This is a genomic window from Francisella sciaenopsi, assembly GCF_045862875.1.
Lineage (GTDB): Bacteria > Pseudomonadota > Gammaproteobacteria > Francisellales > Francisellaceae > Francisella > Francisella sciaenopsi.
Genome location: NZ_BTHG01000009.1, coordinates 14,955 through 40,808 on the forward strand (window position 1 = coordinate 14,955; position 25,854 = coordinate 40,808).

Below are 25,854 nucleotides of genomic sequence, written 5' to 3' on the forward strand. Positions count from 1 at the left end.
AGTTATCTAGGACAGTCCTTGGATTTCTATTATGATATATTTTGTAACAAATTAACTATATATGGTTTTATTAGTGTCTAAAATGTCTCATACCTGTGAAGGCCATAGTTATGCCAGCTTTGTTAGCAGCGTCAATAACTTCTTGGTCATTCTTTGAGCCACCTGGTTGGATTACAGCAGTTGCTCCAGCCTTGATACACTCTTCTAAACCATCAGCAAATGGGAAGAAAGCATCTGAAGCTACAGCAGAACCTTTAGCACTCTCATGAGCTTGTGCTTTTTCTGCTCCGATTCGAGCAGAGTCAACACGTGACATTTGCCCAGCACCGATACCAACTGTTTGAGTATCTCTAGCATAGACGATAGCATTAGATTTGACATATTTAACAGCTTTCCAAGCAAACATCATATCAGCCCATTCTTTGTCCGTTGGGGCTCTGTCAGTTACAACTTTACAATCATTTATTTCAACACCACCGTTGTCATAAGATTGTGATAGTATTCCACCATGAATATTTTTGCTAATCATGCGTGATGATTTTGTATCAAATGCTTTGCCTGTCTCTAATACTCTAAGGTTCTTTTTAGCAGCTAAGATTTCAAGAGCTTCTTGAGTATAGCTTGGTGCAATTATTACTTCTAGGAACATCTTGCCTAGAGATTCTGCAAATTCTTTGTCAACCTCGCAGTTAAATGCAACAATACCACCAAATGCTGAAATTGGATCACAAGCTAGAGCCTTTGTCCAAGCTTCAAAAGCATTTTTACCAGATGCGATACCACAAGGGTTTGCATGTTTGATAATCGCACATGAGGGCTCTGAGTACTCACAAACCATTTCAAATGCACCATCAGCATCGTTTAGGTTGTTGTATGATAGTTCTTTACCTTGTAGTTGCTTAGCATTTGTAATGCTTATACAAACAGTGTCAGTAGAGTATAAGGCTGCTTTTTGATGAGGGTTTTCACCGTACCTTAGCACTTGCTTTAGAGTACCTACTGAGAATAATTTTTCTGGATATTCTTCATCTAATTCTTTGCTGAACCAATTTGCGATGTGGCTATCATACTCAGCAGTATGAGCAAACGCTTCTTTAGCAAATTTACGGCGAGTAGCTAGAGTTGTTTGACCATCATTGTCTGCCATTTCCTTTGCAACTATTTCATACTGGTTAGGATTTGTTACAATAGTTGTATGTTTGTGGTTTTTTGCACATGAACGCACCATTGATGGCCCACCTATATCGATATTTTCGATACAAGTGTCAAAGTCAGCCCCTGATTTAACAGTATTAACAAAAGGGTATAGATTAACTACAACCATATCAATTTGACCAATATTGTTGTCTGTCATTGCTTGTAGATGCTCAGAGTTATCTCTATCTGCTAAGATGCCACCATGAATTAGAGGATGAAGAGTCTTTACGCGACCATTCATAATTTCTGGGAATTGGGTATGATCAGATACATCTTTTACATTTATACCAGCTTCTTTAAGGGTTTTTGATGTTCCACCTGTTGAAAGTATTTCGACATTATATTTGCTTAATGCTTTGGCAAATTCAACAATACCTGTTTTATCAGATATGGATATTAGAACCCTTTTTATTTTTGACATGATTTTTCCTTGTTAATAGTGTGTTAAAACTTAAAATTAAAATCTTATTATAACAATTTTAATCACAAAATCTTAGTCAAAACGCTTTTGTTTATAGGATATTTTACTAGTAAAATACTCACTAATATATTAGTATATTTAGTATCAGAACTTTAATCTTTAGATATTCAATTTAATATGTCAAATATTGTAATCGTTGGTGCACAGTGGGGTGATGAAGGCAAAGGAAAAATAGCCGATACATTAGCTGAAAAGTCAGATTTAGTTGTTCGCTATCAGGGCGGTAATAATGCTGGTCATACTTTAGTAGTAAATGGTCAAAAAACATTTCTTCATTTGATTCCTTCAGGTGTTTTGCATAAGCATACAAAGTGTGTAATAGGTCATGGTGTAGTTGTTGATCCTATAGCTCTAGATACAGAAATTACACGTCTGCAAGATACAGGTATTGAGATATCTGCAGATAATCTGTTTGTCTCAGAATCTTGTACAGTTATTACTTCATATCACAAACTTTTGGACGCTGTTAGAGAAAATAGTACTACTGAAAAGATTGGTACAACTGGTAAAGGTATCGGGCCTGCTTATGAAGACAAAGTGTCACGTAAAGGTATCAAATTTAAGCATTTATTTGATAAGGATGTTCTAAGATCAAGATTAGTACTTTCATTATCAGAAAAAGAGACTCTATTTAGAGATCTATACAAAGTAGAATATCCATCTTTGGAAGAAGAGTTTGAGAGATTGTATACTCTAGGACAAAAGCTTCAGCAGTATTCGGCTGATACTTTCTCTATCATCGATCAAGCAGTTTCTGCAGGTAAAAATGTTGTATATGAAGGGGCGCAAGGTGTGCTTTTAGATATTGATTATGGTACATATCCATTTGTAACATCTTCAAATACATCCGTAGCTGGAGTGTACTCAGGTGCAACAACAGCAGGGTACAATCTTGATCATGTGATAGGTATCACAAAAGCTTACACTACTAGAGTAGGTGAAGGTCCTTTCCCTACTGAACTATTTGATGATACGGGATTATTTATACAGAAAAAAGGTGGTGAAATTGGTGTAACAACAGGTCGTATTCGTAGATGTGGTTGGCTAGATTTACCATTGCTTAAGTATTCTGCTAAGTGTTCAAATCTAACGTCTATAGCATTGACAAAAGTTGATGTTCTTTCTGATTTAGATACCCTAAAGATATGTATAGGCTATAAGTATGAAGGCAAAGAAATATTCTGTGCTTATCCAGGCATAGATCTATACAAGGTTGAGCCTATATTGGTAGATATGGAGCCATTCTCTCTTGATGAGGTTGTAACAAAAGAAAATATGCCAACAGCTCTTAAAACATATTTAAGAACTATAGAAAATCATATTGGTATTCCAATATCTTCATTGGCTTATGGCCCATCAAGAGAACAGATTTTATTCTTTGAAGATTATTTCAAAAAGGGTTAATTATGAGTTTTGCTAAAGATAATACAGAAGTATATATAAATGCCCAACAGCTAGAAACTGAGATCACAAAGCTAGCTGATAAAATAAATAAAGATTATGCAGGTCAAGAAATTGTATTGATTTGTGTATTGAAAGGTTCTTTTATGTTTTTTGCAGACCTAACTAGGAAGTTAGATGTTGATCTTAGGACTCACTTTGTGACGGCTTCATCTTATGGTTCTGGTACTGTTAGCTCAGGTAAAGTAATTTCTACAATAGGTTCTTTGAAAAAGGAGTATATTCAGGGTAAAAACGTAATTATAGTCGAAGATATTGTCGATACTGGTCATACTTACCATAAGCTTATGGATGGTATAAATGAGCTAGAGCCAAAGAGCTTAAAATTTGCGACTTTGCTATTTAAACCAGCTAGGCTAGAAAGAGAAGTAAACCTCGACTATATATGTTTTGAAATCGAGGATAAGTTTATAGTCGGCTATGGTTTAGACTATAATGATAGATATCGTCAGTTACCTTATATTGGTATCATGAAGGATAATAAGTAAATTTTCTTAAAAGATATATTCACGAAATGTCATTATTAGTTATTTTATAACTTTGAAGTATTTAATAGACAGTCTTTAATACTGTGAAACTGCTACATGTCAACTACAATTTATGATAATTAATTGTTGGTTATTATACAATTTTTTATCTTAAGGAAGAGTATTTTAAATCTCAACTAAGTTTTGAGTTGCTACATTTGAGAAAAATATTATTAAATCTGATATTTGCATTTTAGAAATAACTACTAACAAAAGTCTCTCTTAGAAAATCTTCCGCTAATTTCCATGCCCTTTTATTAGACTCTTTGCTAAATACAGTACCAAATTCAGGATCATTTGCATTAGGGTTAGTAAAAGCGTGATATGTATTACCAAAAGTATGTAGTTGCCAGTCAGCTTTACGCATATTCATTTCTTGTTGAAACCTATTAACTTGCTCTGGTGGTACCATAGGGTCATTATAACCATGTAGCACAAGTATTTTTGTGTCTATTTTTTGTTCTTTTATAATATTAGATTCTAGTAAGCCGTGGAAGCTAATAGCTGCTTTTAATTCAAAGTTTGACCTAGCCATATCTAGAACACATTTACCACCGAAGCAAAAGCCTATCGCAGAAACACTTGACTTATCTACGCGAGGCATCTTTCTAACAATATTGTATGCAGACCTAAGTCTAGTCATAAGAGCATGTTTGTCTTCAAGTAGACTATTCATAAGATTTGCATTCTCTTCTTTAGAACTACCTACTTTAGCTTCACCATAGATATCTATGGCAAAACCTAAATAGCCTTTTTTTGCCATAGCGATTGCTTTTTCACAAGCAAAATTATCTCTACCTGCCCATGTTGGGGCTACTAAAACTGCTGGTAAATGTGCCCCTCTATCAGGGTATGCACAAAAGCCTTTTAATAAAATGCCATCACCACGGTATTCAATTTCTTTAGTTATTATCATTTTTTTAAATTAAGTATACTAAAATTAGCATAATTATAATCGTAAATAATGTTTCGGTATAGTGACAACTTGCTAGATTAGCAAAAATTAATAGAATTTATTTTTTATGATACTTATTAGATATAAGATACAGATAATAGTAGTGATAAAAAAGCTAATAGGAACATCGATATAATAGGCAGCTACAATCCCAGACCAGACAGTCAAGATGGATATAACTGTACTTAGGAATATAGGTTTATAAAAGCCATCTACCCATTGCGTAGCAATCGCGGCCGGACCTATAAGTAGTGAGAACACTAATAATATACCAACAACCTGACAAGCCATAGATACAGTAATCGCAATACAGATGAAAAGTAAGATAGACAAAAGTTTATTGGGAATCTTTTTTGATTCAGCAAATATTGGGTCAATCGAGGATATAAATAATGGCCTAGCAATCATAGCTAAAAGAGCTATGGTAAATATAGCAAGAACAAGTAGTATATATATCTGCTCTAATGTCACAGTGAGGATATCACCAACAAGGATGGACATCACGGAGCCAGAATAGCCACTTTGATATAAAAATAGGAAGTAAGTACCAAGACCCAAAAAGAAAGTCAAAACAATACCTATTGCGATATCATTTTTTTTGATTTTATCACCAAAGGCGCCCATAAGAAGGCCTGCGACTAGGTTTATAACAAGTTGTCCAGTCATGGCAGATAAATTTAGTAGCACTGCTCCGGATGCACCTGTAAGACTAATATGTCCTAGAGCATGAGATGCAAATGATAGTCTTCTGATAATTACAAAAAAACTAATAATACCACATATAAGAGCAATTATGGTTCCAGCTATAAAAGCATAGATCATGAAAGTATAGTTAAACACAGATATCCTCCTGTAGGCATGGCATCTCATTACAATAGTGGCATTGACCATCCTTAAAGTGAATAAAAGCATCAAGTTGAGAGCTGATCTCTTTCATATCATGAGAGATTAGTAGTAATGTAATACTTTCTTTTTTATGAATTGCTTTTAAACATGCCAAGAATCTTTGCTTTGCATCTGGATCAAGATCAGATAATGGTTCATCTAAAAGTAGCACTTTAGGATTATTTATGAGAGCTTGAACTAGATATATACGTTTTTTTTGACCCCCTGAGAGATTTTTAAAAGGTTTGTGTATATACTCTTGTGTTTGAGTTAGTGTTATAAGATATTCTAATTTATTTTTGAAGCTTTTATCAAATAAGGGTAATCCCCATGAATTTGGCTTATAGCTGTATTTTACTAGAGTATAGCCAGAGGTTTTTTCCTCAAAGTTGATTTCGCGCTCTTGAGGTATATAGCTAATATTATTAATATCAACTTTTGCATTGTTAATAGTGATAGAGCCAGATATGCTCGGTATCTTGCCTAAGAGTGTTTTGAAAAAAGTTGATTTACCAACACCATTTTTACCTACTATACCTACCCAAGCATTAGTTGGAATTTCAAGGTTAAGAGGTTGTGTAATTGGCTTATTATAACCAATTGTTAGGTTAGAACATTTGATCATTTTATTGGTTCGTTTTATCTAGTGCTTCAGCCGTTTTTTGTAATGATTTTACCATCCATGTAATAGCATCTTCATTTGTAGGCATTGTTTCTGTAATACCGACTACAGGTATATCGTTTTCTTCTGCTAGTTCTAACATTTTATTAGTGACATTATCAGTAACTTGCTTATTATAGAAAAGAACTTTGACTTCTTTATCCTTGAATAATTTTTGGTAATCAATCATCATTTTAGGGCTAGGTTCAGACTCATTCATGATGACCCATTGGAATGCTAGACCTTTCATATCTAAACCTAAAGCACTTGCCATATAACCAAATAATGGCTCAGTAGCAGTGACTGGAGTGGCTGTATTAGCCTGCTTAATCTGTTTGACGAGGTCGTAGACTTGTTGATATTTATGCTCGAAATTAACATAGTTTTTTTCAAATAAATTGCTATCAATCGAATCTTCTGTAGAGAATACTTCTTTTAGTTTTTTAGCTAAGGCAGGGAATGTATCTGGATCATACCAAAGATGTGGGTTAATACCAAATTTTGGAGTCTCTGGATAGTCTATAAGATCTTGTACCTTAATGATTGTAGCGTGTTTGTTGCTCTTAAGAATAGGTATAATCCATGAGTCATAATCGGCACCGTTGTAAATAATTACGTCAGCTTCAGCTAGAAGCTTGGCATTTTTAACAGATGATATAAAAGTATGCGGGTCTCCATCAGCATTATTTATGATATTTGTTACTTTAACATTACTACCACCTATAAGCTGAGCTATACTTCCATACTGGTTTTCAGCAGCAACGACAGTTATATCATGAGATCCCTTCGTTGTTTGTGGTTTAGAGGTATCTTTTGTTAGAAAGTTGACAGCTACAAAAGCTATAATGACTATCGCTGCAGCTACGGCAATTATTAATTTTTTCATATCTTAATATAGGTTCAAAATTTTATAACAAATAATAGATTAAAAAAAAGTTAGAGTAAAGCAGTATATATTTTAGTTATTTGAATCTTTAATGAATAAAGCTATTACAAAAGAAAGAATCATTAATATAGGAATAATTACTAATGTACTTTGGAAAGCATACAGCGTCTCATGTGACTGTTTAAGATGAGTTATTAATGCTCCAGTAGTAGGCTGTAGTATTCCACCACTTAGCGGTAAGAACATATTTACTACTGCTAATCCAGTCGCTATCTGTGTTGCAGAGACAGTATTTCTCAAAGCAGAGTAATTAAGAACATGGACAGCTTGCACAGCACCAAAGAGGATACATAAGATTACAGCTACAGGGAAACTTGTATTGAAAAATAATAAGTATGTAACAATAAAGAATCCAAAAATAGGTGTAATCAATAAGAATTTTTTCTCTCCATCAAATACTGAGGCAATAACTCCCCATATTGGACTAGATATGGCTACACCAATAAAAATTAGTGAAGTACAATAACCTGCATTGGCTTGAGAGAAGCCGGTCAGCTGTAGGTATTTTATTCCCCATAAGTCAGCAAAAAGAACAGTCGTTCCATAGATGGTAAAGCAATACAAACCATTAAACCAAATTTGTTTGTTTTTGAATACAGTAACAATATCTTTTAGATTACTTGTCTTTTGCTCATTTTGCTTGTTTTGTTTAGAATAGTCAGGGTGTACACGTATTATAAATATACTGACAAGTAACAAAACTACAGAAATTATGAATATTAAAGCCATAATTTGTGAAATGCTTAAATGTCTAGCCAAGAACACTAAAGGTGCAGCTGAAAGAGTAGCTCCAACGTATAGTACAAATTGAGTTAAGCCTGTAAATGCAGGGAATAATCTGTTTGGTAACCAGATAGCAATCGCTTTTATAGCACACAAAATAGCAAATCCACCACCGAAACCTGCTAGTATTCTATAAGTTAAAAGCATTGATTCGTTATGAGCTACAGTGGCAATTAGCATCGCTACTGAAAATATTGCAGAACTCACTATCATGACTCGTTTAATCCCAAATTTATCTACAAGAATACCTGCTGGGATCTGTGAAATTATATAACTCCAGTAGAAAGATGAGCTAAACATTGCAGTTGCTGCAAGCGTAAGATTATATGGCTCCTCTGTAAAGCCATCAAGTAGAGCTCCTGTCGATGATCTTACGAAATATTCAAGGGCATAAAAAAATGCACACGCGAACCATATGCTTAATCCTAAAGCGGTAACTTTTTTCTTATACATTTTATTAGATTCCTCTTTATCAAAAAATTGCTTAGTGATTACGGACTGGAACTAAGCATTATAAGAATGACAAAATATATAGTAAACGATAACTATTGTGAAAGCAAATTTTACTTATTTTTAATATTGATTTTTAGTTTTTTGCAGGAACAATTCGAGTATTATTTCCTGACATATATATAGTTACTTGATCACCAATATTTAAACCATGTTTATCTTCTTGGAGTATTGCAAGAGTATCTCCGTTATTTAGTTGTATTGTAAATTGATAACCTTTTGAAGATGTTATTGCATCCTCTGTCGCTCCTCCTGCAATACCACCAACCACAGCTCCACCGATAGAACCAGCAATACTAGTTAACATATTGCCACTACCTGCTAGAGCACCACCAAGTCCACCAGCTAAACCTCCAACACGAGCACCAACATTGTCAGAACCCTTGATATGAACTTGCTGAATATCTATGATTTTACCTTGTTTGACTTGAGATACTTGGCCTACAGAATTAGCAGAATAGCTTGGTTCTGATGTACTACAACTACTTAATATTAATAGTGATAAAAATATTAAGGCATAAGAAAAAATTTTCATTTATATACTCCTAACTACAAAGTTTATTAGCAATATTAGCTATTCTTTTACCGAGTGTTTTGCATATTTTGATTTCATCATCAGACATGGTTTTATTTGGTGAAAATGTATTTAGATGAGATGCTCCATATGGAGTGCCACCTGTCCGAGTATGCTCTAGAGCTTGTTCACTATATGGTACACCTACAATTAGACAACCATGATGTATGAACGGGATCATCATTGATAATAAAGTGCTTTCATGCCCAGAGTGCATTCCCGAAGCTGCGGTAAAAAAACCAACTGGTTTGCCAATTAGGCTACCCTTAAACCATATATCACTATTGATTTCTAAGAAATACTTCAAGGGTGATGCCATATTGCCAAAATATGCTGGACTTCCAACTATTAAACCATCACAGTTTGCGAGATCTTCTTTTATTGCATAAAGGTCGCCACTATCTGGAATTTTAGAATCAATTTGCTCAGTTTTTGCTGAAATATTTGGTACCGTACGGACTATGGCAGTAGCACCTGTAGCTTCTACACCTAGGGCTATGGTATGAGCCATTTTCTTTGTACTTCCACCTTGGCTGTAGTATAGTATTAGTATGTTTTTCATTATTATTTTTCTATGTTTGATATCAAATTATACAAAAAATATTTGTCAATATTTAAAAACTATTGGATCTGGGTCTTCAAAGAATATCTTCGTAAAGATTGTCCAACAGTTGCGGCTGCTATAACTCTGACGAGTTTGTTTGCTATCGTACCAGCTTTTTTCATTATAATAAATATTTTGAATGCTTTTAACGCATTTAGTTCTCTCTCTGAAAATTTACAGAATTTTCTTTTTCAGAACATGCTTCCCGAGACAGCAGCGACAGTTCAGCAGTACATCACAAGTATTTCTGATAAAATGACTTCTTTGCCAATTACATCAGTTATAGTTCTATTGGTCGTTATTTTTCTGATGATTAAAAAATTAGAGATTACTTTAAATAAAGTTTTTTATGTTAATAAACAACGACCGCTAGTTCAGAGTTTATTGGTTTATTGGGCTTTGATGACAATGGGGCCTATACTTATGGGTTTTGTATTTATTTCTAGTACATATCTTATCTCTATGGCTTGGTTTGTAAAAGATATTGGTATTGAGCAATATCTTTTAAACGGATTATCTTTAATTTTTTTAATAGCAGGATTTTTTGTTTTTTATAAAATATTACCTAATACAAGGATTAACTCAAAAACGGCATTAATTGTAGCATTTTTGGTTGCGATAGTTTTTTCTATTGCAAAGAAGACTTTTGCACTATATATGTTTTATGTACCTACTTATTCAGTAATTTATGGATCGTTATCTTTGATACCTATTTTTATACTTTGGGTCTTCGTTGCTTGGCAAATTACTCTTCTGGGGGCTGTAATGATCAAAGCTATACAATATATGGAGGTAACGCTAGATTTCAAAAAAGAAGTAAAAAGAGATGATTTAAGTATTAGTGTGTGCATGCTTAAAGAATTGCATATAGCTCAAAGAGAGCTAAGAAATGGGATTAGTATTGATCAGATGTATCAAAAAATGGCAGTTGCTGATTATGATAAGGTTAAGAAAATTTTATATGATTTAGAAACGGCAAATATTATTAGGATAACAGCCCAAGATGTTTGTTATTTAAACTGTGATGTTTTTAGTATCAACTTGTATGAGATATATTTGGCATGTAATCCAACAATTAATTTCAAAACAAGCTCTATAAGAAAAATTAATGTAATAAAGTCTGACTTATACAAAGATCTTGATATAAAATTATACGAGTGTTTTTAGGCGTATAAGGATTTATGTAATGATATTTGAGACTCTTGATTATTCTGCATTGATTATAAATGTATTGTATACGATATATTTGGCAAGGCTTAAAGTGTGGTCTTGGTCTTTAGGTATAGTAGGTGCGATACTTTTGTTATTTTTGTTTACAATGAAAGGTACATATTCACTGGTATTACTCCAATTTGTTTATGTAATATTCTTCAGCTATGGTTGGTATAAGTGGTATACACAAGGTATAGATGGTGATCATAAGACTGTTAAATGGATGAAGAGAGCTGACTATTTTCGTTATATCGTTTATCTAATAATATTATGTATTTTTAGTATTGTATTTAACTATATCACTGGTTCTGCAGACATTATATCTACTGGGATGCTTACTGGTATTACATTTACAGCAATTATCATGACTATAGAGAAGTTTATGGAAAATTGGATTGTATGGATTATTTCCGATTTATACTTTGTTGTAGTTATGTATCAACAAGAATTATATGGTCAAGTGCTACAAAACTTCATATTCTTCATTACAGCTGTGTATGGTTTTTATTACTGGTATAAAAATACAAAAACTGTAGAAGTTATATAATGATTGTTAAGGTTGCTTTAGCTGTACCTCCTACTTATTTACTTGATTATATTATTGAAAATACTAATGTCGAGCTATTTAGTAGAGTTTCTGTACAGGTGGGTAAGCGTCAAGTTATAGGCTTTGTTGTAGCTAAAGATGTAAAGATTGATTATGACCTTACAAAGGTAAAGCCTATAATAAAAGTTATAGATCAACCTATTAGTGATGCAGTACAAAGACTTATTTTGTGGTTATCGCAGTATTATTGTTGTGATTTATATAATGCCATACGTTTGGCTTTACCAAATGATTTTTTGAAAACTGAGCAAGTTTATCCTCAGAAAGACACCTATTTATATTTAGATCAAATAGAACTACAGCAACATAAACTGACTCCAAAACAGCAAGAGGTTCTAAAAATTTTTGCTAATAATGAAGCGCTTCGTTTTGAGGATTTAAAAGAATTAACTTCTAGCTATGTTATTAATAAATTGCTTGATAAAAACATCCTCAAAAAAACTTATAAGTTAAGACAGTATAATAATACTATAGAATCAGATTCACCTAAGTTACTTAATTCAGAGCAGCAATACGCTTTTGAGCAAATTACATCACGATCGGGTTTTAAGGTATCTCTACTTTACGGAGTAACTGGAAGTGGCAAAACAGAAGTTTACTTACATACCATTCAGAGCTTTTTAGCAAAGTCTCAACAAGTTCTTGTCTTAGTGCCAGAAATAAATCTTACACCACAGACAATTAAAAGATTTGAGAAAAGATTTGTAGATAAAAGTGTTGTTGCTTTGCATTCTAAGTTAAGTGATAAAGCTAGACTGACTAACTGGTTAAAGATAAAAAAAGGCGAAGCTGATATTGTAATAGCTACTCGAAGTGGGGTTTTGGCTGATTTTAAGAATCTTGGAATTATCATCGTTGATGAAGAGCATGATAGTTCATATAAACAACAAACAACAACTATTCGCTATAATGCTCGTGATGTTGCTATATTTCGAACTAGTCAACTTGATATCCCTGTGGTTTTAGGGAGTGCTACACCATCTATTCAAAGTTATTATAACCATGTGATTGGTAAGTATAGCTTACTCAAGCTTAATAAAAGAGCACTAAACTCACACCAGAACACGATTGAATTATTAGATCTAAAATCAAGTATTGTTGATAATGGCATTAGTAGAACTCTTTTTTCATTGATTGAGCAGAATATTAATGATCATCAACAATCACTAATATTTATTAATAAACTAGGATTTGCTAAGGCTTTGGTCTGTAAAAGCTGTGGCGAGGCGGTAGAGTGTAAGAGATGTGATAAGCCATATACATTACATACACATCCATATCAGTATTTAGAATGCCATTTTTGTGGTTCTCGTAAGCAGATAGTTACAGCTTGTCCAAGTTGTAATGCTGAAGAACTGTTTGCTTATGGTAGTGGTACTGAGAAAGTTCAATCAAGAATAGAAGCCAGATTTCCATATAATAAGATAGTGCGCTTTGATAGATCAAATATCAAAACTATGAATGACCTACATAGCATCAATCAAATGATAAATGATAAGCAAGTTGATGTTATAGTTGGTACTCAGATGATAGCAAAAGGGCATCATTTCGAGAATATTACCTTAGCAGGGTTAATTAATATTGATGCAGGTTTATATAGTACTGATTTCCATGCAATAGAGCGAACAGCGCAAATGATAGTTCAAGTCTCTGGAAGAGCTGGGAGGGCAGATAAACCTGGAAGGATAATACTGCAGACATATCAGCCTGATAATAAACTTTTACAGTTATTAGTAAATAGTGATTACCTTGACTTTTTAGCCTATCTTCTTGAGCAAAGAAAGTACGCGAGCTATCCACCATATACCTATCAAGCACAAATCATAGCTGAATCAAAAAATGAGAATAAAGTCTTAAATATTTTAGAGCAAATATATTTGAGCTTGAAAGATAGTTCTTCTGTACAGGTATCTAAACCTTTACCAGCGCTTCATCTGAAAAAAAATAATGTATATCGCTATAGTATACTTTTAACTTCAAACTCTCGTAGTCAGATAAATTCAATAATTAAATGGGTTGTTAATACTCAGATAATGTCTAATTTAAAGAACTCAGTTAAGACGTATTTTGATATTGATCCAATAGAGTTAGGTTGATTTAGCAGACTATTATTTTTCTGAATTTAAATATTGGTGAAGAATTTTAGGGTTATCTTTTATCCAGTCATTAAATTTATTCGCGAGGCTTTTCTCTGCTGAAGTGTTATTAAACATAAAAGCCTTATATGAAATATTATCATCAACTTTAATTTGTATCTGGCAAATACTTGGATTTATAGAGTGCTGATATGCAATTTCAGGAGAATCGGTAAACATTATATCTGGATATATGCCATCTATACCATCGGTGATAGATTTAACCGCAAGCTTATTATCAGCGATAATTAATAATTGAGCATTTTTGATTTTCTGCAAGGCAAAATTTTCATTGGTACCACCTCTATTTTCGATGATTAGAGTGTTTGGATTATCTATATCTGCAAAGCTCTTGAACTTAGGTAGGTTTTTACAGTTAGTCATTGCAGCCTTACTAAAAGAGCCTAGTGGAGTAGAGAATATGAATTTTGCTTGGCGAGCAGGAGTTATTGTCATACCTCCTACAAAGACCTCAAACTTATTATCTTTTAGATCACCTTCTGCAGTTGCCCAAGTGGTTTTAACAAATTTAATATCTTCATTATTTGCTTTAGCAAAAGCTTTTATGAGATCAATATCTTTCCCAGAGAATTTATTATCGTTTTTATCATAAATTGAAAAAGGCGCATAATCTCCAGTTGTTCCGACAATAATATCCGCATAACAATTAGATGTTATAACAAAAAATAAAGCGATAGTTAGATATGTTATTTTTTTCATTTTCTTAAACAAATAAAATTTGAATGAAAAAATTTTATATCAAAGAGAAGAAATAAAATAGAAGAAAATAGCAGATAGAAAATTAGTCTTCTTTTTTGTCGATTCTGCTAGCTACGAAACAACCAGCACCAACAGCTACAAATGCAGATGTAATCCATAATAAATAAAACATACTAGTCTCCTCTTAGTATAACTCGTGAGAGTTTGCTTTAACTTCTTCAGCAGATACTCTACGACCATTTGCCCACATTTTCTTATACACAAAGAATGTATAAGAGAAGATGATTGGAAGTATAATAACAGCTGCACATAATATACCTATTAGAGAAGTTTGGCTACTACTTGCGTTAAATACTGTTAAGCTATATTGGAAGTTACCTACATTAGACACCATAATGAATGGGAATAATGCGAAACCAACTGTTAATACAGCACCCAGTAGAGAAGCCATACTAGCTATAAACGCTAAGCCATCTTTATCTTTGTTGTTGAACTTGATAACAAGTAATGCGCCAACAAAAGCTAGAATAGGAGCAAACCACATCCAAATAGTTTTAGCTTGCGTGAAGTTATAATACCAAGAATGGTCATTAGTAATAACTCCAGCGCTAAACGGATGTTGTAATGCTTCTGATGCGTATGTACAGCTTGCACCAGTAGAGTACTGATATCCTGGTATTAGAGCAATCCAAATAGCTGCAACTACAAATAAAACTAAGTAGATAGTCGCTGTAACATTTGTGATTTTTCTAAATCTATCTCTTAAAACACCGTCTGTTCTAAGCTTAGCATAAGCTGAACCATGCATTAGCGACATATTTAGAGCAAATATACCAAACAATAACGCAAATGGAGTTAGTAGGTGTATCAAAGTAACCCACATAGATTGATATTGACCGTTAGTAACAGTACCGTATATTAATCTTGAAGTGTCATCGTAAGAGATAGGGAAACCTAAATATAAGTTACCAACCGCTACGCCCATGACAACTATAGGAATAACACTTCCTAATAAAAGCATCCAGTCCCAGAAGTTTTTCCACGTAGGGTTATCTATTTTCTTTCTGTACTCAAAAGCAGGTGGTCTTAAGAAAAGTCCCCATAGCACTAGTAAGATTGCAATATATAAACCTGAGAAGCTTGTAGCATAAACTTGTGGCCAAATAGCAAATATAGCACCACCAGCTGTAATAAACCAAACTTGGCTACCATCCCAAGTAGGACCAACTGTATTTATGATAGCTCTTTTTTCGTAGTCATTTTTACCAACAAATTTAGCAAGAATACCTACACCAAAGTCAAAACCAACAGTAGCAGCTACTAAGAATATTAGAACTCCTACAACTAGCCAAGAGATAATTTGTAAAACATCTAATAACATTTATCTCTCCTTATTTATCATTTTTGTTTTGTTCAAAATGGTATTTACCAGATCCTAGTGAGCTAGGGCCTAGTCTTGCATACTTGAACATTAAGAAAATTAATACAGCAAATAAGCTTAAGTCTATTAGGCAGAAGATTGCCATAGACGTACCAACATCAAAAGCAGTTAATGCTGATGAACTAATATTGGTTGGAAGCTCATTATAAACTGTCCATGGTTGACGACCATGTTCAGTTACATACCAACCTGATAAGCAAGCAATAAATGGTAAAGGAATTGTAAATGTCATTACTCTTAGAATGAACTTACCAAACTTATTACTAGTTAGAGCATTTCTTGTTACTAGTATTAAACCTACAATTATTAATGCAAACATGAAGAAGCCAATGCCAACCATGATTCTAAATGTCCAGAATATGCTTGCAACATCAGGAACCATGTTAGTAGCAACAGCATTAACTAATTCAGGATCATTTGCAGCTTTAGCAATGCTCGCAGAATCAGCTGAACCATATTTGTTTTGAGCTGCTTGTATTAACATTTTACCAAAGCCCATGTATTGCTGATAAGTAGGGTTGTTATAGTTAGTGTAGCTACCATCTGGAGTATCGCCTTCGTGACCAGTTTCTCTCCATTTCAGAAGATCTGCATAAGCAAGACCACCTTCTTTAATCATAACTACGGCAGAAGGTACTTTCTCATAAACGCTAGGATTTGATTCTGCCACTTCTGGAGATACTTCGGCTGTTTCTCCTGTTGCTATATCTCTATAGTATGCAAGGTTTGGATCTCTAGTGCCATCAGCAGTCATTTTTCCATAAAGAATTGCTTTAACACCAGGAATCTCAACATCTGTAGAGTGAGTAGCAATTAAACCTAATACAGCAGGTATTTCTATTGCTAAATGGTTTTCTTGACTCTCTTGACTAGGGAATGCAATAGCATTAAATGCTGCTGGAGCTTTGGAAGTATCCCACTCAGCCTCTATAGAAGCCATTTTTAAAGGCTGTACTTTAAATGCGTCCACACCATTTGCATCACCGAAGAAAATAGCCATAGTACAAGCAACTAAGCCAAAACCTAAACCTACACTCATAGATCTTTTAGCAAATGCAATATCACGACCTTTTGTTAGATAAAATGCACTTATACCTATAACAAATATAGCGCCAGTTGTATATCCTGCTGTTACTACATGACCAAAGTTTGTCTGTGCAGTATGATTTAAGAATACATCTAGTAAGCTTACAGTTTCCATTCTCATTGTAGCAGCAACAAATTCAGAACCTGTAGGATGTTGCATATACCCGTTAGCAACTAAGATTAGTAGCGCAGAGAAGCTCGAACCTATGGCCAAACAGAATGTGGATAGTAAGTGTTGTTTCTTCGATAGTTTATCCCAACCAAAGAAGAATAAACCAGCAAAAGTAGATTCAAGCATAAATGCAGCTAAACCTTCAATAGCTAGCGGAGTACCAAATATATCACCTACTGACTGAGAGTAGTATGACCAGTTAGTACCAAATTCAAACTCCATAGTTAGACCAGTAATAATTCCTAGGGCAAAGTTTATACCGAGTAATTTACCCCAAAATTTAACCATGTCTTTATATACTTGCTTACCTGTTCTTACATACATAACTTCCATTGTGAATAAAATCCACGTTAGACCTAATGTTAGAGGAACAAATAAGAAGTGAAATAACGCTGTTAGACCAAACTGCCATCTTGCTAAGTCAACAGACAAAAGCGTTGGTAACATATTGCTTCTCCTTATAGTTCTAGTATTTTAGTGTTGTTTCCTTTTGTAAAAGAAGTGGAAAGAAAAAATCTTATAACTTAACGATTCAGAGGTCTTTTCTTACCTTTAATTATACAGTTCAAATTGTAACATATTAATAGTCTAAATCAAAAAATAAATTCGTGTCAAAATATTGAAAATAAAGGCTTTGAGTATACTGAAATGGTATAGTATTTATTTAGAGTTTAAGATGTGAAATGATCAAAATTAATGTGGACATTAGCTTTCAGAGTAGTTTTTATGAGAAATAAACAGTCCGAGTTGTAATGTGATTAAGTCTGATATTAAAAAATCTTATTTGCAATATTAGAAATTTAAATAAGCAAAAAAGTTAATGTAGAGCTCTATAGATCAATTTTTAGACTTTTTGCTAGCGCTTTGAGTTTTTTCATGGTTTCTGGAAGTTTTCTGATAGCAATCCATTGCTTAGCTAATTCAGTATCCTTGTATGCTGGGTATCCCATATGACTCTCACCAGCAGGTACATCCCACATCACGCCAGCCTTACCTCCAATTCGAGCTCCGCTACCTATTTTGGTATGATCTTTGATACCCGCATTGCCTGCTATTACCACACCATCACCTATTGTCACAGAGCCGCTGATACCTGCTTGTCCACATATCATACAGCCTTTACCTATAATGACATTGTGACCTATCTGAACTAGGTTGTCGATTTTCGTATAATCACCAATTATTGTTGAGCCGTATTTAGCATTGTCAATACATGTGTTTGAACCAATATCTACAAAACTACCAATTACAACATTACCTATATGAGGGATTCTAACTATGCTTCTACCATCTTCTGAGGGTCTGTAACCAAAGCCATCTGTACCTATAGAGCAGTTAGAATATAGTCTACAGTAATGTCCTATAATGGTTCTATCTCGAATCGTAACACTTGGCCATATAATACAGTTAGTGCCAATCTTTGTATCATCATAAATACATACATTAGCGTAGATTATGGTGTTATCTCCAATCTCGACATTCTTACCAATATATGCTCCCGGACCGATTGAGACGTTTCTGCCGATTTTTGCTGTTGGGTCTATGACAGCCCTTTCGTGAATGCCATTCTGTTCTGAAGATGGTAAAGAAAAAAGCTCTAATATTTTAGCCATAGCTAAATCAGCATTATTTACCACTAACAACGGTTTATCGCTAGTTTGAGCCAGTTCAGAGCTAATCTTATCACTGACTATAGCAGCAGCAGCTTTTGAGTTTTTCCAGAGTTTTATATGCTCATTTTGATCGATAAGAGTTAGGTCACTTTCTTTTGCAGATTCTGCATAGTTAAGGCCTGAAATAGTAATTTCATCAGACGGTTCATTAATTATTCTTGCTTTTAAAATATCTGAAATTTGTTTTAGCGAGTGTTGCAACATCTTCACCTAATTATATTTATGTGTTGCAAAGATAGCATATTTAAGTGTATTTTGATATTGAGTAAGTTGTATCAATCACCAACACCGAAATCAGTGTTGCTAGCAAGTATTTCAAATTGAGGGTCATTAAACAGATGACTGTATTCTTCTAAAAACCATTTTTTAAGCTCTTCATCTGCTTTTATTGATGTTGTATTATTTACGTATAGATTCAAAGTTGTATGATCGAAGTATTTTTTAGCTATTTCAATGTCTTTTTTTATCATTTCCTTTGTCTGTCCTATGACTCCAATTAAAAGACAAACAGAGTCAAACATTTCACTTAATTGTTTTGAAGAGCTATGAAAAAACCCTTTGTTTAAAACTTTTTCTCTAAATTCATTATCAAAACTTTCTAAACCTGTTTTGATAAAAATATCAGTTTCAAAAAAATCTTTGATTTTATGTAAGTGATCTTTGTACATCCAGTGCGCTTCAACAAATAACAATTTGATATCTTTCTCTTTGATTATCTCTTTGATACGATTTTTGGTTGCTTGAGGAAGCTCAAAGATATTACCCGAGTTTATTATTTCCAGAATACCAAATTCTCCAGTGATATTATTTAAAACATCAAAGTTAGTAGTGTTGATTTCATCAATATTTTTTGAGTTATCTAGTATATAGTCGCAAAATGTACACTTTCCATAAGCACAAGGACGACTTTTTAGTAAAACAATTTCTCTTTTGTAGCGATGAACATCTGTAATTTTACTGTAACGATTCATTACTTAATGTACTCCTGTGCTTGGATCAGAGCTAACTCATCAGTATTCAGTTCATGTGTAACTCTGAAAATGCCGTCTAAGCATTTAGTAACCGAATTTAGTGCTTCATCTAGTGTTTTACCTTTCAAAATATAACTCAAAAACATTGCTGCGGTAATGTCTCCGGAGCCGCTAACCTTAGGCTGAACTTTATATTTGGCAGATTCGATATACGAGAAGTTATTATTTTGATATATCGCTATCCCAGTTTTAGTTTTATCAAATGAGACGCTAGTAACAATTATTATCTGTTTATTATTTTTTGTTTTTGTGATTAGCTCTTGGCATGCTTTAGCTATATCACTATAGCTGCTTATTTTTGTATCACTAAGTGTACTTAGTTCAAATAGGTTTGGCGTGATTATATCAGCCAGTGGTAATAGGTATTTTAAGAAGATTTTAGGGTGATCACTTGATGCAAAAATATGTCCGGTTTCATCTTCATCGTATTTGTCGCCAAATACGGGATCGCAACAGTATATGCTAAATTTATTTTTTTCTTTAAGTAAAGTAACTGTGTTTGCAATAACTTTAGCAATATCAACATTACCAATATAGCCAGATAATATAGCATCTTGTTTTTCTAAGAAACCATTGGTAATCATTCCATCAATAACATTCTGGATATCTTCAGCACTAAAAAAAGATCCTTTAAAAAAATCATACTGAGTGTGATTCGAAAGTTGGACTGTATATATTGGAGAAACTTCTATACCAAGTCGCTGCATCGGGAATACAGCAGCTTTATTGCCTGCATAGCCATATGCGACATGAGACTGTATAGATAATACTTTAGGGATACTTGCATTCATATTATAATCCTAAATTACTTCTGATATCTGCCAATAAGTTGACTGATGCTTCCTGATCTCCAAATTTTCCCATTTTGATAAATAGGTTTACAGAACTGTCCTTACCTTTGAGTAGTCTAATATCAAAATTATCTATTCCTGTTTTATTGAAGAAGCCTTTGTCTACGATATATGTACCTGTAATGCTAGCAGAATCATTGCTTATATTACTAGTCTTTACCTTATCACTGTTATTATTTAGAGCTAGAAGAGTTGCATTATAGACACTCTGTAGGCTTGTGTTATTGATTTCGGCACTAAGAGTACCATTGACAAGGCTCACAATAGAGTCTCCAGTTGCATTTAGATCGTTAGATAAATCAGTGTTGTTAGAGCAACTAGTAAGAGCTAGGCTTACTAGTATAAAAAGAGTCAATAATTTAAGAGTTTTCATGAGGATTATACTAATCTATAGGGTAATAGTTTAAATTTTATAGCAGTATTTAGTCTTTGTAAATTAGCTATATCGAGCCTAGGCTCTTGAAAAACTAATAACAACCCCTATACTCTACAAAAGAAGATAAGAGGTTTTGGAGACGCTGTGTCTGTATATAATCAGTTTGAAGAATTACTGGAGTTTTTAAACAATCGTGTTGTTGGCCAAGAAAATTTAAATAAACGTTTGTTGATAGCATTATTAGCTGGGGGGCATTTGCTTGTAGAAGGTGCGCCAGGACTTGCAAAGACAACGGCTATTAAAACGCTATCAGAAAGTATAGATTGCTCTTATCATAGAGTGCAATTTACACCGGATCTTTTACCGGCAGATTTGACAGGCACAGAGATATATATACCTCAACAGCAAAGCTTTGAGTTTCAGTCAGGGCCATTATTTCATAACTTATTACTTGCTGATGAGATAAATAGAGCCCCTGCAAAGGTTCAGTCAGCATTGCTTGAAGCTATGGGAGAGAAGCAGATTACGGTTGGTAAGAAGACTTATCCTTTGTCTAATCTTTTTATGGTGATGGCTACGCAAAACCCAATTGAGCAAGAAGGTACTTATCCACTTCCTGAAGCACAGTTAGACAGATTTATGCTTTTTGTGAAGATTGAGTATCCGGATCCAAAAACTGAAGCAAAGATTCTAGCTATAAGTAGAGGTGAAGCATTAGGGCATAAGTTGCGCTACCCAAATATTTCTCAAGAAGCAATTTTTGCAGCACAAAAGGAAGTATTGAACGTTCAGATGTCAGCAGCTCTTGAACAATATATTATTGAGTTAATTCTTGCTACTAGAGATCCATCAAAATATAGTCCAGCTGTCAAAAAATGGATTGCCTTTGGCGCTAGTCCAAGAGGAACGATAGCGTTAGATAGAGCAGCTCGAGCACATGCCTGGTTATCTGGCAATGATTATGTATCTCCTGGAGATGTCCATGCAGTTATATATGAAGTCCTACGTCACAGAATATTATTAACATTTGAAGCAGATGTTGATGGTATTAAAAGTGATGATGTGATTACTGAATTGTTAAAGGTTGTGCCAATCCCTTAGAGTATCTTCAATGAAAAGTTATAAAGGTGTTAAGGCAGATATTCAAGAGCTTTTGAATCATCGCTATCAGGCAAAGTCACTAAAATTATTTGCTAATCAGAAAGTTAATACGACTAATGCTGGTACAAATATCTCTAATGCTAAAGGCCGTGGTATGGACTTTGATGAGGTTAGACATTATCAAGCCGGCGATGATATTAGATTGATGCACTGGTCACTTACAGCAAGACTTGGTAAGCCATACACTAAAGTTTATCATGAAGAGCGTGAGCGTAGTCTGTATTTTATTGTTGATCAGAATAGTACAATGAATTTTGGTACAAGGGAATGCTTTAAGTGTGTTAAGGCTGCCAATACACTAGCATTGTTGGGGTTTGGAGCATTAGAGGCGCATGATAAGGTTGGTGGTATCATTTTTGATGATCAAGGCTATAATTTCTATCCTGCAAAACAAGATAAATCAGCGCTGATCAAAATGTTTAATTTTATAACGATGGATCACAAAGATTATCAGCTTAAATCTCAAAAGAAATTAGCAGATGTCATAAAGTTTCTGTATGCGAAAGTTCGTAGTAATAGTGTGATAATTATTATTAGTGACTTTAGTAGTTTCGATGAGCAAGCAAAACAGTATCTTAAATTATTGAGAGCTAAAAATGAGGTTATAAATATCTTTAGTTATGATCCTATAGAAAAGGAGTTACCTGCTTTAGATACATATTATTTTAGTGATGGTGAGCATCGTATTGTATTAGATGCTGCGAGTAAGAAACAAAGAAGTGTTTATAAAAACCTTTATCAAGAAAGATACACTACGATAAAGGATTTTTCACGTAAAAATAAAATAGGATTTATTGAGATAGCAACAAATGATGATCTGGTTAAAGCAATAAACTATGGGATAGCTAATTATGCAAACTAATGATCTTTTGGCTCAATTAAAAGATATTTATTTGCCAGCGAAGGTCTCTCAATGGTGGCCTTTGGCTTATGGCTGGTGGTTGCTTTTAGGTTTGATTGTACTAGTTTTTATTATTTTCTTGATTATTCTACACTTCAGAAAAAAGAGAAATAGTTACAAGGATTCTATTGTTAATGATTTTAGAAGGACAATAGAAGAAACTCAACAGAATAAGCCTAAAGAAGCTTTGCAAAATATATCTGTATATCTAAAAAGAGTAGCATTACAAAAATTTCCAAATCAAGAAATCAAAACTCTACATGGTGAGCAATGGCTTGAGTTTCTTGATTCTAAAATGAAAAATCAAAATTTCAAAAATACCAAAGCTAATATGTTGGCAAACAGTTATAGAGCTGTTGAATTAGATAAGCAAACGCTAAATGAAATTTTGACTGTGTCAGAGCAGTGGCTAAGGAGAGTATTGTGATTAATATAGAATATCCTTGGTTTTTGGTTTTGATTATTTTACCTGTTATTAGCTATTGGATATTTCCAAGAGTAAAACATGATAAACAGCTGGCACTAAAAACACCATTTTTTGATCAGTTAAAATCTCAGTTGAGAGGTAATAAAAATGGAGACTTTACCAAAGCAAATTATCTTAAATATATTCTAAGCACTATTTGGATATTACTGATTATTTCAGGTTCAGGTATTCAGTGGTTAGGCAAACCAGTTAGCTTACCGCAAAGTGGTAGGGATCTAATGATGGCTATTGATCTATCTGGTAGTATGGCTATCCAAGATATGCAGAAGTCAAATGGTAAGATGGAGTCAAGATTTGATCTTGTAATGCGTGTTGCTAATGAGTTTTTAGATACTCGTCAAGGAGATAGAGTAGGTTTGATACTTTTTGGTACTTGGGCATATTTACAAACGCCGTTGACTTTTGATATTCCAACTGTCAAAAAAATGCTTGATGATGCTAGTATTGCTTTACCAGGTCCACAAACTGCCATAGGAGATGCTATAGGTTTGGCAGTTAAGAAGCTTAAAAGATATCCAGGTGATTCTAAAGCTCTTGTTTTGCTAACAGATGGTGAAAATAACTCTGGAGCGCTACAACCTTTGCAGGCAGCGGAACTTGCTAAACAATATCATATAAAAATATACACCATAGGATTAGGTGGCGGACAAATGATGGTTAAGACCACTTTTGGTGAAAGATTAGTTAATACATCAGAAGATCTAGATACAGAAGTATTACAAAAAATTGCCACAATGACGGGAGGGAAGTTTTTTAGAGCTCAAAATAGTACTGATTTGAAACAAGTATACGAGTCGATAGATCAGCTAGAGCCGATAGAGTCAGACAAAACAGTAGTTAGACCAGTTACATATCTATATCCATGGAGTCTTGGTCTTGCGCTGTTGTTAAGCTTTGTGATGACTATGGTATGGTTAAAGCGTAGGAGAGGATATTAGTATGGATTTTCATTTTCTGCGTCCGTGGTGGCTGTTAGCATTAGTGCCTATTGCAGTTTTTGTTATTTTACTTTTTAGAAGTTCTTCACAAGCAAATAGTTGGGCTAAGTATTGTGATAGTCATTTGTTAGAACATGTAGTTGTAGGTAAGCAGTCAAAAACTAAAAAGTCATTAGTACCATTTTTATTTTTGTGCTTGTGGATTATATCTGTGCTAGCATTAGCAGGTCCTACATGGAAATATAAAGATGTGCCTGTATATCAAGAAAATGTTTCGAGAGTTATTGCTTTAGATGTTTCACAATCTATGGATACTACAGATGTTTCTCCAACTAGGCTTGAGAGAGCAAAATATAAGACTTTGGATATTTTGCGTAGAATAAAAGAAGGTCAGGTTGGGATGATAGTATTCTCAAGTGAGCCATTTGTTGTCTCGCCATTAACATCTGATGCAAATACTGTTGAGAACCTTGTCCCTGTTATTAATTCAGATATTGTGCCTGTGCAGGGTAATAATATCTATAAGGCTATAGAAAAATCTGCTCAGTTAATCACTCAGGCTGGTGCAAAAAAAGGTCAGATAATTTTGATAACAGATTCAACACCATCAGCTGATGCTATCGCTAAAGCGAAACAGTTAGCAGAGCAAGGTATAGATACTGATGTATATGCAATAGGAACTCCAAAAGGAGGTATTGCCAAAGATGATAAGGGTAATTATATAAAAGATGATGGGGGCAATATCCAGTATTTTGGTATAGATATGAGTCAACTTGAAGCATTAGCAAAAGCTGGATCTGGAAAATTAGTGACTTTAACAGCTAATAATACTGATGTTAAAAAGTTATTATCAGATACACAAGGCAATGGTAAAAAGAAATCAGATAAAAAGTCGGCAAATATCTTTTGGCAAGATGAGGGGATTTATTTTATTTGGTTGCTGGTAGCTATGAGTTTACTATTTTTTAGAAGAGGTATTTTGGAGAGAATATGTCGCTAAGAAAATTAATATTTGCCTTGTTATTATTACCATGTTTTTGTTTCGCGAATAAGTGGAATGATTTATGGCAAACAAGAGATCAACAAGGCATGAGCTATTATGATAGTGGTAATGCAAAAAAGGCGGCAGAAGCTTTTGAAAATAGTAATTGGAAAGGTTCTTCATACTATAAGGCTGGAGATTATCAGAACGCATATCAAGAGTTTAAAAAAGATGATTCAGCTAAAGGGTTGTATAACCAGGGTAATGCCTTAACGCATATGGGCGAATACAAAAAAGCTATAGACGCATATACAAAAGCTATACAAAAAAGACCAGATTTTGCAGATGCAAAAGATAACTTAGAAGTAGCTAAAGAGCTAGATAAACAAAAAGATAATCAGCAGAATTCTCAAGACAACAAAGACAACAAAGACAACAAAGACAACAAAGACAACAAAGACAACAAAGACAACAAAGACAACAAAGACAACAAAGAC

General features: G+C 33.8%; 27 protein-coding genes. 11 read left to right on the forward strand and 16 right to left on the reverse strand.

The features are described 5' to 3' along the window. Nucleotides 1-70: 70 nt before the first annotated feature. Complete coding sequence (gene purH / locus ACKTR7_RS09515; protein ID WP_407878075.1) at nt 71-1,618, reverse strand: bifunctional phosphoribosylaminoimidazolecarboxamide formyltransferase/IMP cyclohydrolase; 1,548 nt, start codon at nt 1,616-1,618, stop codon at nt 71-73. Between the two features lie 177 nt (nt 1,619-1,795). Here purH and ACKTR7_RS09520 point away from each other — a divergent pair, with 177 nt between their 5' ends. Beyond that, nucleotides 1,796-3,082: an adenylosuccinate synthase gene (locus ACKTR7_RS09520; protein WP_407878076.1), complete on the forward strand. Its 1,287-nt coding sequence runs from the start codon at nt 1,796-1,798 to the stop codon at nt 3,080-3,082. 2 nt (nt 3,083-3,084) lie between these two features. After that, nucleotides 3,085-3,627, forward strand: coding sequence for a hypoxanthine phosphoribosyltransferase (gene hpt, locus ACKTR7_RS09525; protein ID WP_407878077.1), 543 nt, complete (start codon nt 3,085-3,087; stop codon nt 3,625-3,627). A gap of 232 nt (nt 3,628-3,859) precedes the next feature. Here the strand turns inward: hpt and ACKTR7_RS09530 are convergent, their stop codons facing one another. The 7 genes from ACKTR7_RS09530 to wrbA form a co-directional block, all read right to left on the reverse strand. Beyond that, complete coding sequence (locus ACKTR7_RS09530) at nt 3,860-4,582, reverse strand: dienelactone hydrolase family protein (RefSeq protein WP_407878078.1); 723 nt, start codon at nt 4,580-4,582, stop codon at nt 3,860-3,862. An 87-nt stretch (nt 4,583-4,669) separates the two neighbouring features. Further along, nucleotides 4,670-5,512: a metal ABC transporter permease gene (locus ACKTR7_RS09535; RefSeq protein ID WP_222830345.1), complete on the reverse strand. Its 843-nt coding sequence runs from the start codon at nt 5,510-5,512 to the stop codon at nt 4,670-4,672. Next, nucleotides 5,454-6,131: a metal ABC transporter ATP-binding protein gene (locus ACKTR7_RS09540; protein ID WP_407878079.1), complete on the reverse strand. Its 678-nt coding sequence runs from the start codon at nt 6,129-6,131 to the stop codon at nt 5,454-5,456. The genes ACKTR7_RS09535 and ACKTR7_RS09540 overlap by 59 nt, the downstream gene beginning before the upstream one ends. Before the next feature lies 1 nt (nt 6,132). After that, nucleotides 6,133-7,053 carry a metal ABC transporter solute-binding protein, Zn/Mn family gene (locus ACKTR7_RS09545; protein ID WP_407878080.1) on the reverse strand — a complete coding sequence of 307 codons (921 nt, stop codon included), beginning with the start codon at nt 7,051-7,053 and terminating at the stop codon, nt 6,133-6,135. A gap of 72 nt (nt 7,054-7,125) precedes the next feature. Further along, entirely contained in the window at nt 7,126-8,349 is a 1,224-nt protein-coding gene (locus tag ACKTR7_RS09550; protein ID WP_407878081.1) for an MFS transporter, read from the reverse strand. A gap of 133 nt (nt 8,350-8,482) precedes the next feature. Then, nucleotides 8,483-8,941 (reverse strand): outer membrane lipoprotein, encoded by a 459-nt coding sequence (locus ACKTR7_RS09555; RefSeq protein WP_407878082.1) that lies wholly within the window; start codon nt 8,939-8,941, stop codon nt 8,483-8,485. A gap of 10 nt (nt 8,942-8,951) precedes the next feature. Beyond that, nucleotides 8,952-9,548, reverse strand: coding sequence for an NAD(P)H:quinone oxidoreductase (gene wrbA, locus ACKTR7_RS09560; RefSeq protein ID WP_407878097.1), 597 nt, complete (start codon nt 9,546-9,548; stop codon nt 8,952-8,954). A 6-nt stretch (nt 9,549-9,554) separates the two neighbouring features. On the opposite strand from wrbA, the gene ACKTR7_RS09565 reads away from it, so the two are divergent. From ACKTR7_RS09565 to priA, 3 genes are read left to right on the forward strand one after another with little or no spacing between them, the layout of a single operon-like run. Next, on the forward strand, nt 9,555-10,751 hold the full coding sequence (locus ACKTR7_RS09565; protein ID WP_407878083.1) for a YhjD/YihY/BrkB family envelope integrity protein: 1,197 nt from the start codon (nt 9,555-9,557) through the stop codon (nt 10,749-10,751). A gap of 19 nt (nt 10,752-10,770) precedes the next feature. After that, nucleotides 10,771-11,343 carry a nicotinamide riboside transporter PnuC gene (gene pnuC, locus ACKTR7_RS09570; RefSeq protein ID WP_407878084.1) on the forward strand — a complete coding sequence of 191 codons (573 nt, stop codon included), beginning with the start codon at nt 10,771-10,773 and terminating at the stop codon, nt 11,341-11,343. Next, on the forward strand, nt 11,343-13,499 hold the full coding sequence (gene priA, locus ACKTR7_RS09575; protein WP_407878085.1) for a replication restart helicase PriA: 2,157 nt from the start codon (nt 11,343-11,345) through the stop codon (nt 13,497-13,499). The genes pnuC and priA overlap by 1 nt, the downstream gene beginning before the upstream one ends. A gap of 12 nt (nt 13,500-13,511) precedes the next feature. Here priA and ACKTR7_RS09580 read toward each other — a convergent pair whose 3' ends face one another. The 8 genes from ACKTR7_RS09580 to ACKTR7_RS09615 all read right to left on the reverse strand — a co-directional run bounded on the left by ACKTR7_RS09580 (nt 13,512) and on the right by ACKTR7_RS09615 (nt 20,885). Next, nucleotides 13,512-14,258, reverse strand: coding sequence for a transporter substrate-binding domain-containing protein (locus tag ACKTR7_RS09580; RefSeq protein WP_407878086.1), 747 nt, complete (start codon nt 14,256-14,258; stop codon nt 13,512-13,514). An 82-nt stretch (nt 14,259-14,340) separates the two neighbouring features. Next, a complete protein-coding gene (locus tag ACKTR7_RS09585) occupies nt 14,341-14,430 on the reverse strand; it encodes a hypothetical protein (RefSeq protein ID WP_030003323.1) in 90 nt (29 codons plus the stop codon). A 12-nt stretch (nt 14,431-14,442) separates the two neighbouring features. Then, entirely contained in the window at nt 14,443-15,639 is a 1,197-nt protein-coding gene (gene cydB / locus ACKTR7_RS09590) for a cytochrome d ubiquinol oxidase subunit II (RefSeq protein ID WP_407878087.1), read from the reverse strand. Between the two features lie 10 nt (nt 15,640-15,649). Beyond that, entirely contained in the window at nt 15,650-17,404 is a 1,755-nt protein-coding gene (locus ACKTR7_RS09595) for a cytochrome ubiquinol oxidase subunit I (protein WP_407878088.1), read from the reverse strand. A 383-nt stretch (nt 17,405-17,787) separates the two neighbouring features. Beyond that, nucleotides 17,788-18,831 (reverse strand): UDP-3-O-(3-hydroxymyristoyl)glucosamine N-acyltransferase, encoded by a 1,044-nt coding sequence (gene lpxD, locus ACKTR7_RS09600; RefSeq protein ID WP_407878098.1) that lies wholly within the window; start codon nt 18,829-18,831, stop codon nt 17,788-17,790. A gap of 74 nt (nt 18,832-18,905) precedes the next feature. Next, on the reverse strand, nt 18,906-19,601 hold the full coding sequence (locus ACKTR7_RS09605; protein WP_407878089.1) for a radical SAM protein: 696 nt from the start codon (nt 19,599-19,601) through the stop codon (nt 18,906-18,908). Continuing rightward, complete coding sequence (gene pdxY, locus ACKTR7_RS09610; RefSeq protein WP_407878090.1) at nt 19,601-20,452, reverse strand: pyridoxal kinase; 852 nt, start codon at nt 20,450-20,452, stop codon at nt 19,601-19,603. The genes ACKTR7_RS09605 and pdxY overlap by 1 nt, the downstream gene beginning before the upstream one ends. A 1-nt stretch (nt 20,453) precedes the next feature. Further along, a complete protein-coding gene (locus ACKTR7_RS09615) occupies nt 20,454-20,885 on the reverse strand; it encodes a DUF3568 family protein (protein ID WP_407878091.1) in 432 nt (143 codons plus the stop codon). A 147-nt stretch (nt 20,886-21,032) separates the two neighbouring features. Between ACKTR7_RS09615 and ACKTR7_RS09620 the strand changes: the two genes are divergently transcribed. From ACKTR7_RS09620 to ACKTR7_RS09645, 6 genes are all read left to right on the forward strand, one after another. Beyond that, the gene (locus tag ACKTR7_RS09620; protein WP_407878092.1) at nt 21,033-21,989 is read left to right on the forward strand and encodes an AAA family ATPase; all 957 of its coding nucleotides are present in this window, start codon (nt 21,033-21,035) and stop codon (nt 21,987-21,989) included. Nucleotides 21,990-21,999: 10 nt separating this feature from the next. Beyond that, a complete protein-coding gene (locus ACKTR7_RS09625) occupies nt 22,000-22,911 on the forward strand; it encodes a DUF58 domain-containing protein (RefSeq protein WP_407878093.1) in 912 nt (303 codons plus the stop codon). Further along, complete coding sequence (locus ACKTR7_RS09630; RefSeq protein ID WP_407878094.1) at nt 22,901-23,377, forward strand: DUF4381 domain-containing protein; 477 nt, start codon at nt 22,901-22,903, stop codon at nt 23,375-23,377. The genes ACKTR7_RS09625 and ACKTR7_RS09630 overlap by 11 nt, the downstream gene beginning before the upstream one ends. Next, the gene (locus ACKTR7_RS09635; protein ID WP_222830153.1) at nt 23,374-24,375 is read left to right on the forward strand and encodes a vWA domain-containing protein; all 1,002 of its coding nucleotides are present in this window, start codon (nt 23,374-23,376) and stop codon (nt 24,373-24,375) included. Before ACKTR7_RS09630 ends, ACKTR7_RS09635 begins: the two co-directional genes overlap by 4 nt. 1 nt (nt 24,376) lies before the next feature. Next, the gene (locus ACKTR7_RS09640) at nt 24,377-25,375 is read left to right on the forward strand and encodes a vWA domain-containing protein (RefSeq protein ID WP_222830152.1); all 999 of its coding nucleotides are present in this window, start codon (nt 24,377-24,379) and stop codon (nt 25,373-25,375) included. Beyond that, nucleotides 25,366-25,854, forward strand: a 489-nt coding sequence (locus ACKTR7_RS09645) for a tetratricopeptide repeat protein (protein WP_407878095.1), incomplete at its 3' end; no start/stop codon positions are given. The genes ACKTR7_RS09640 and ACKTR7_RS09645, both read left to right, overlap by 10 nt.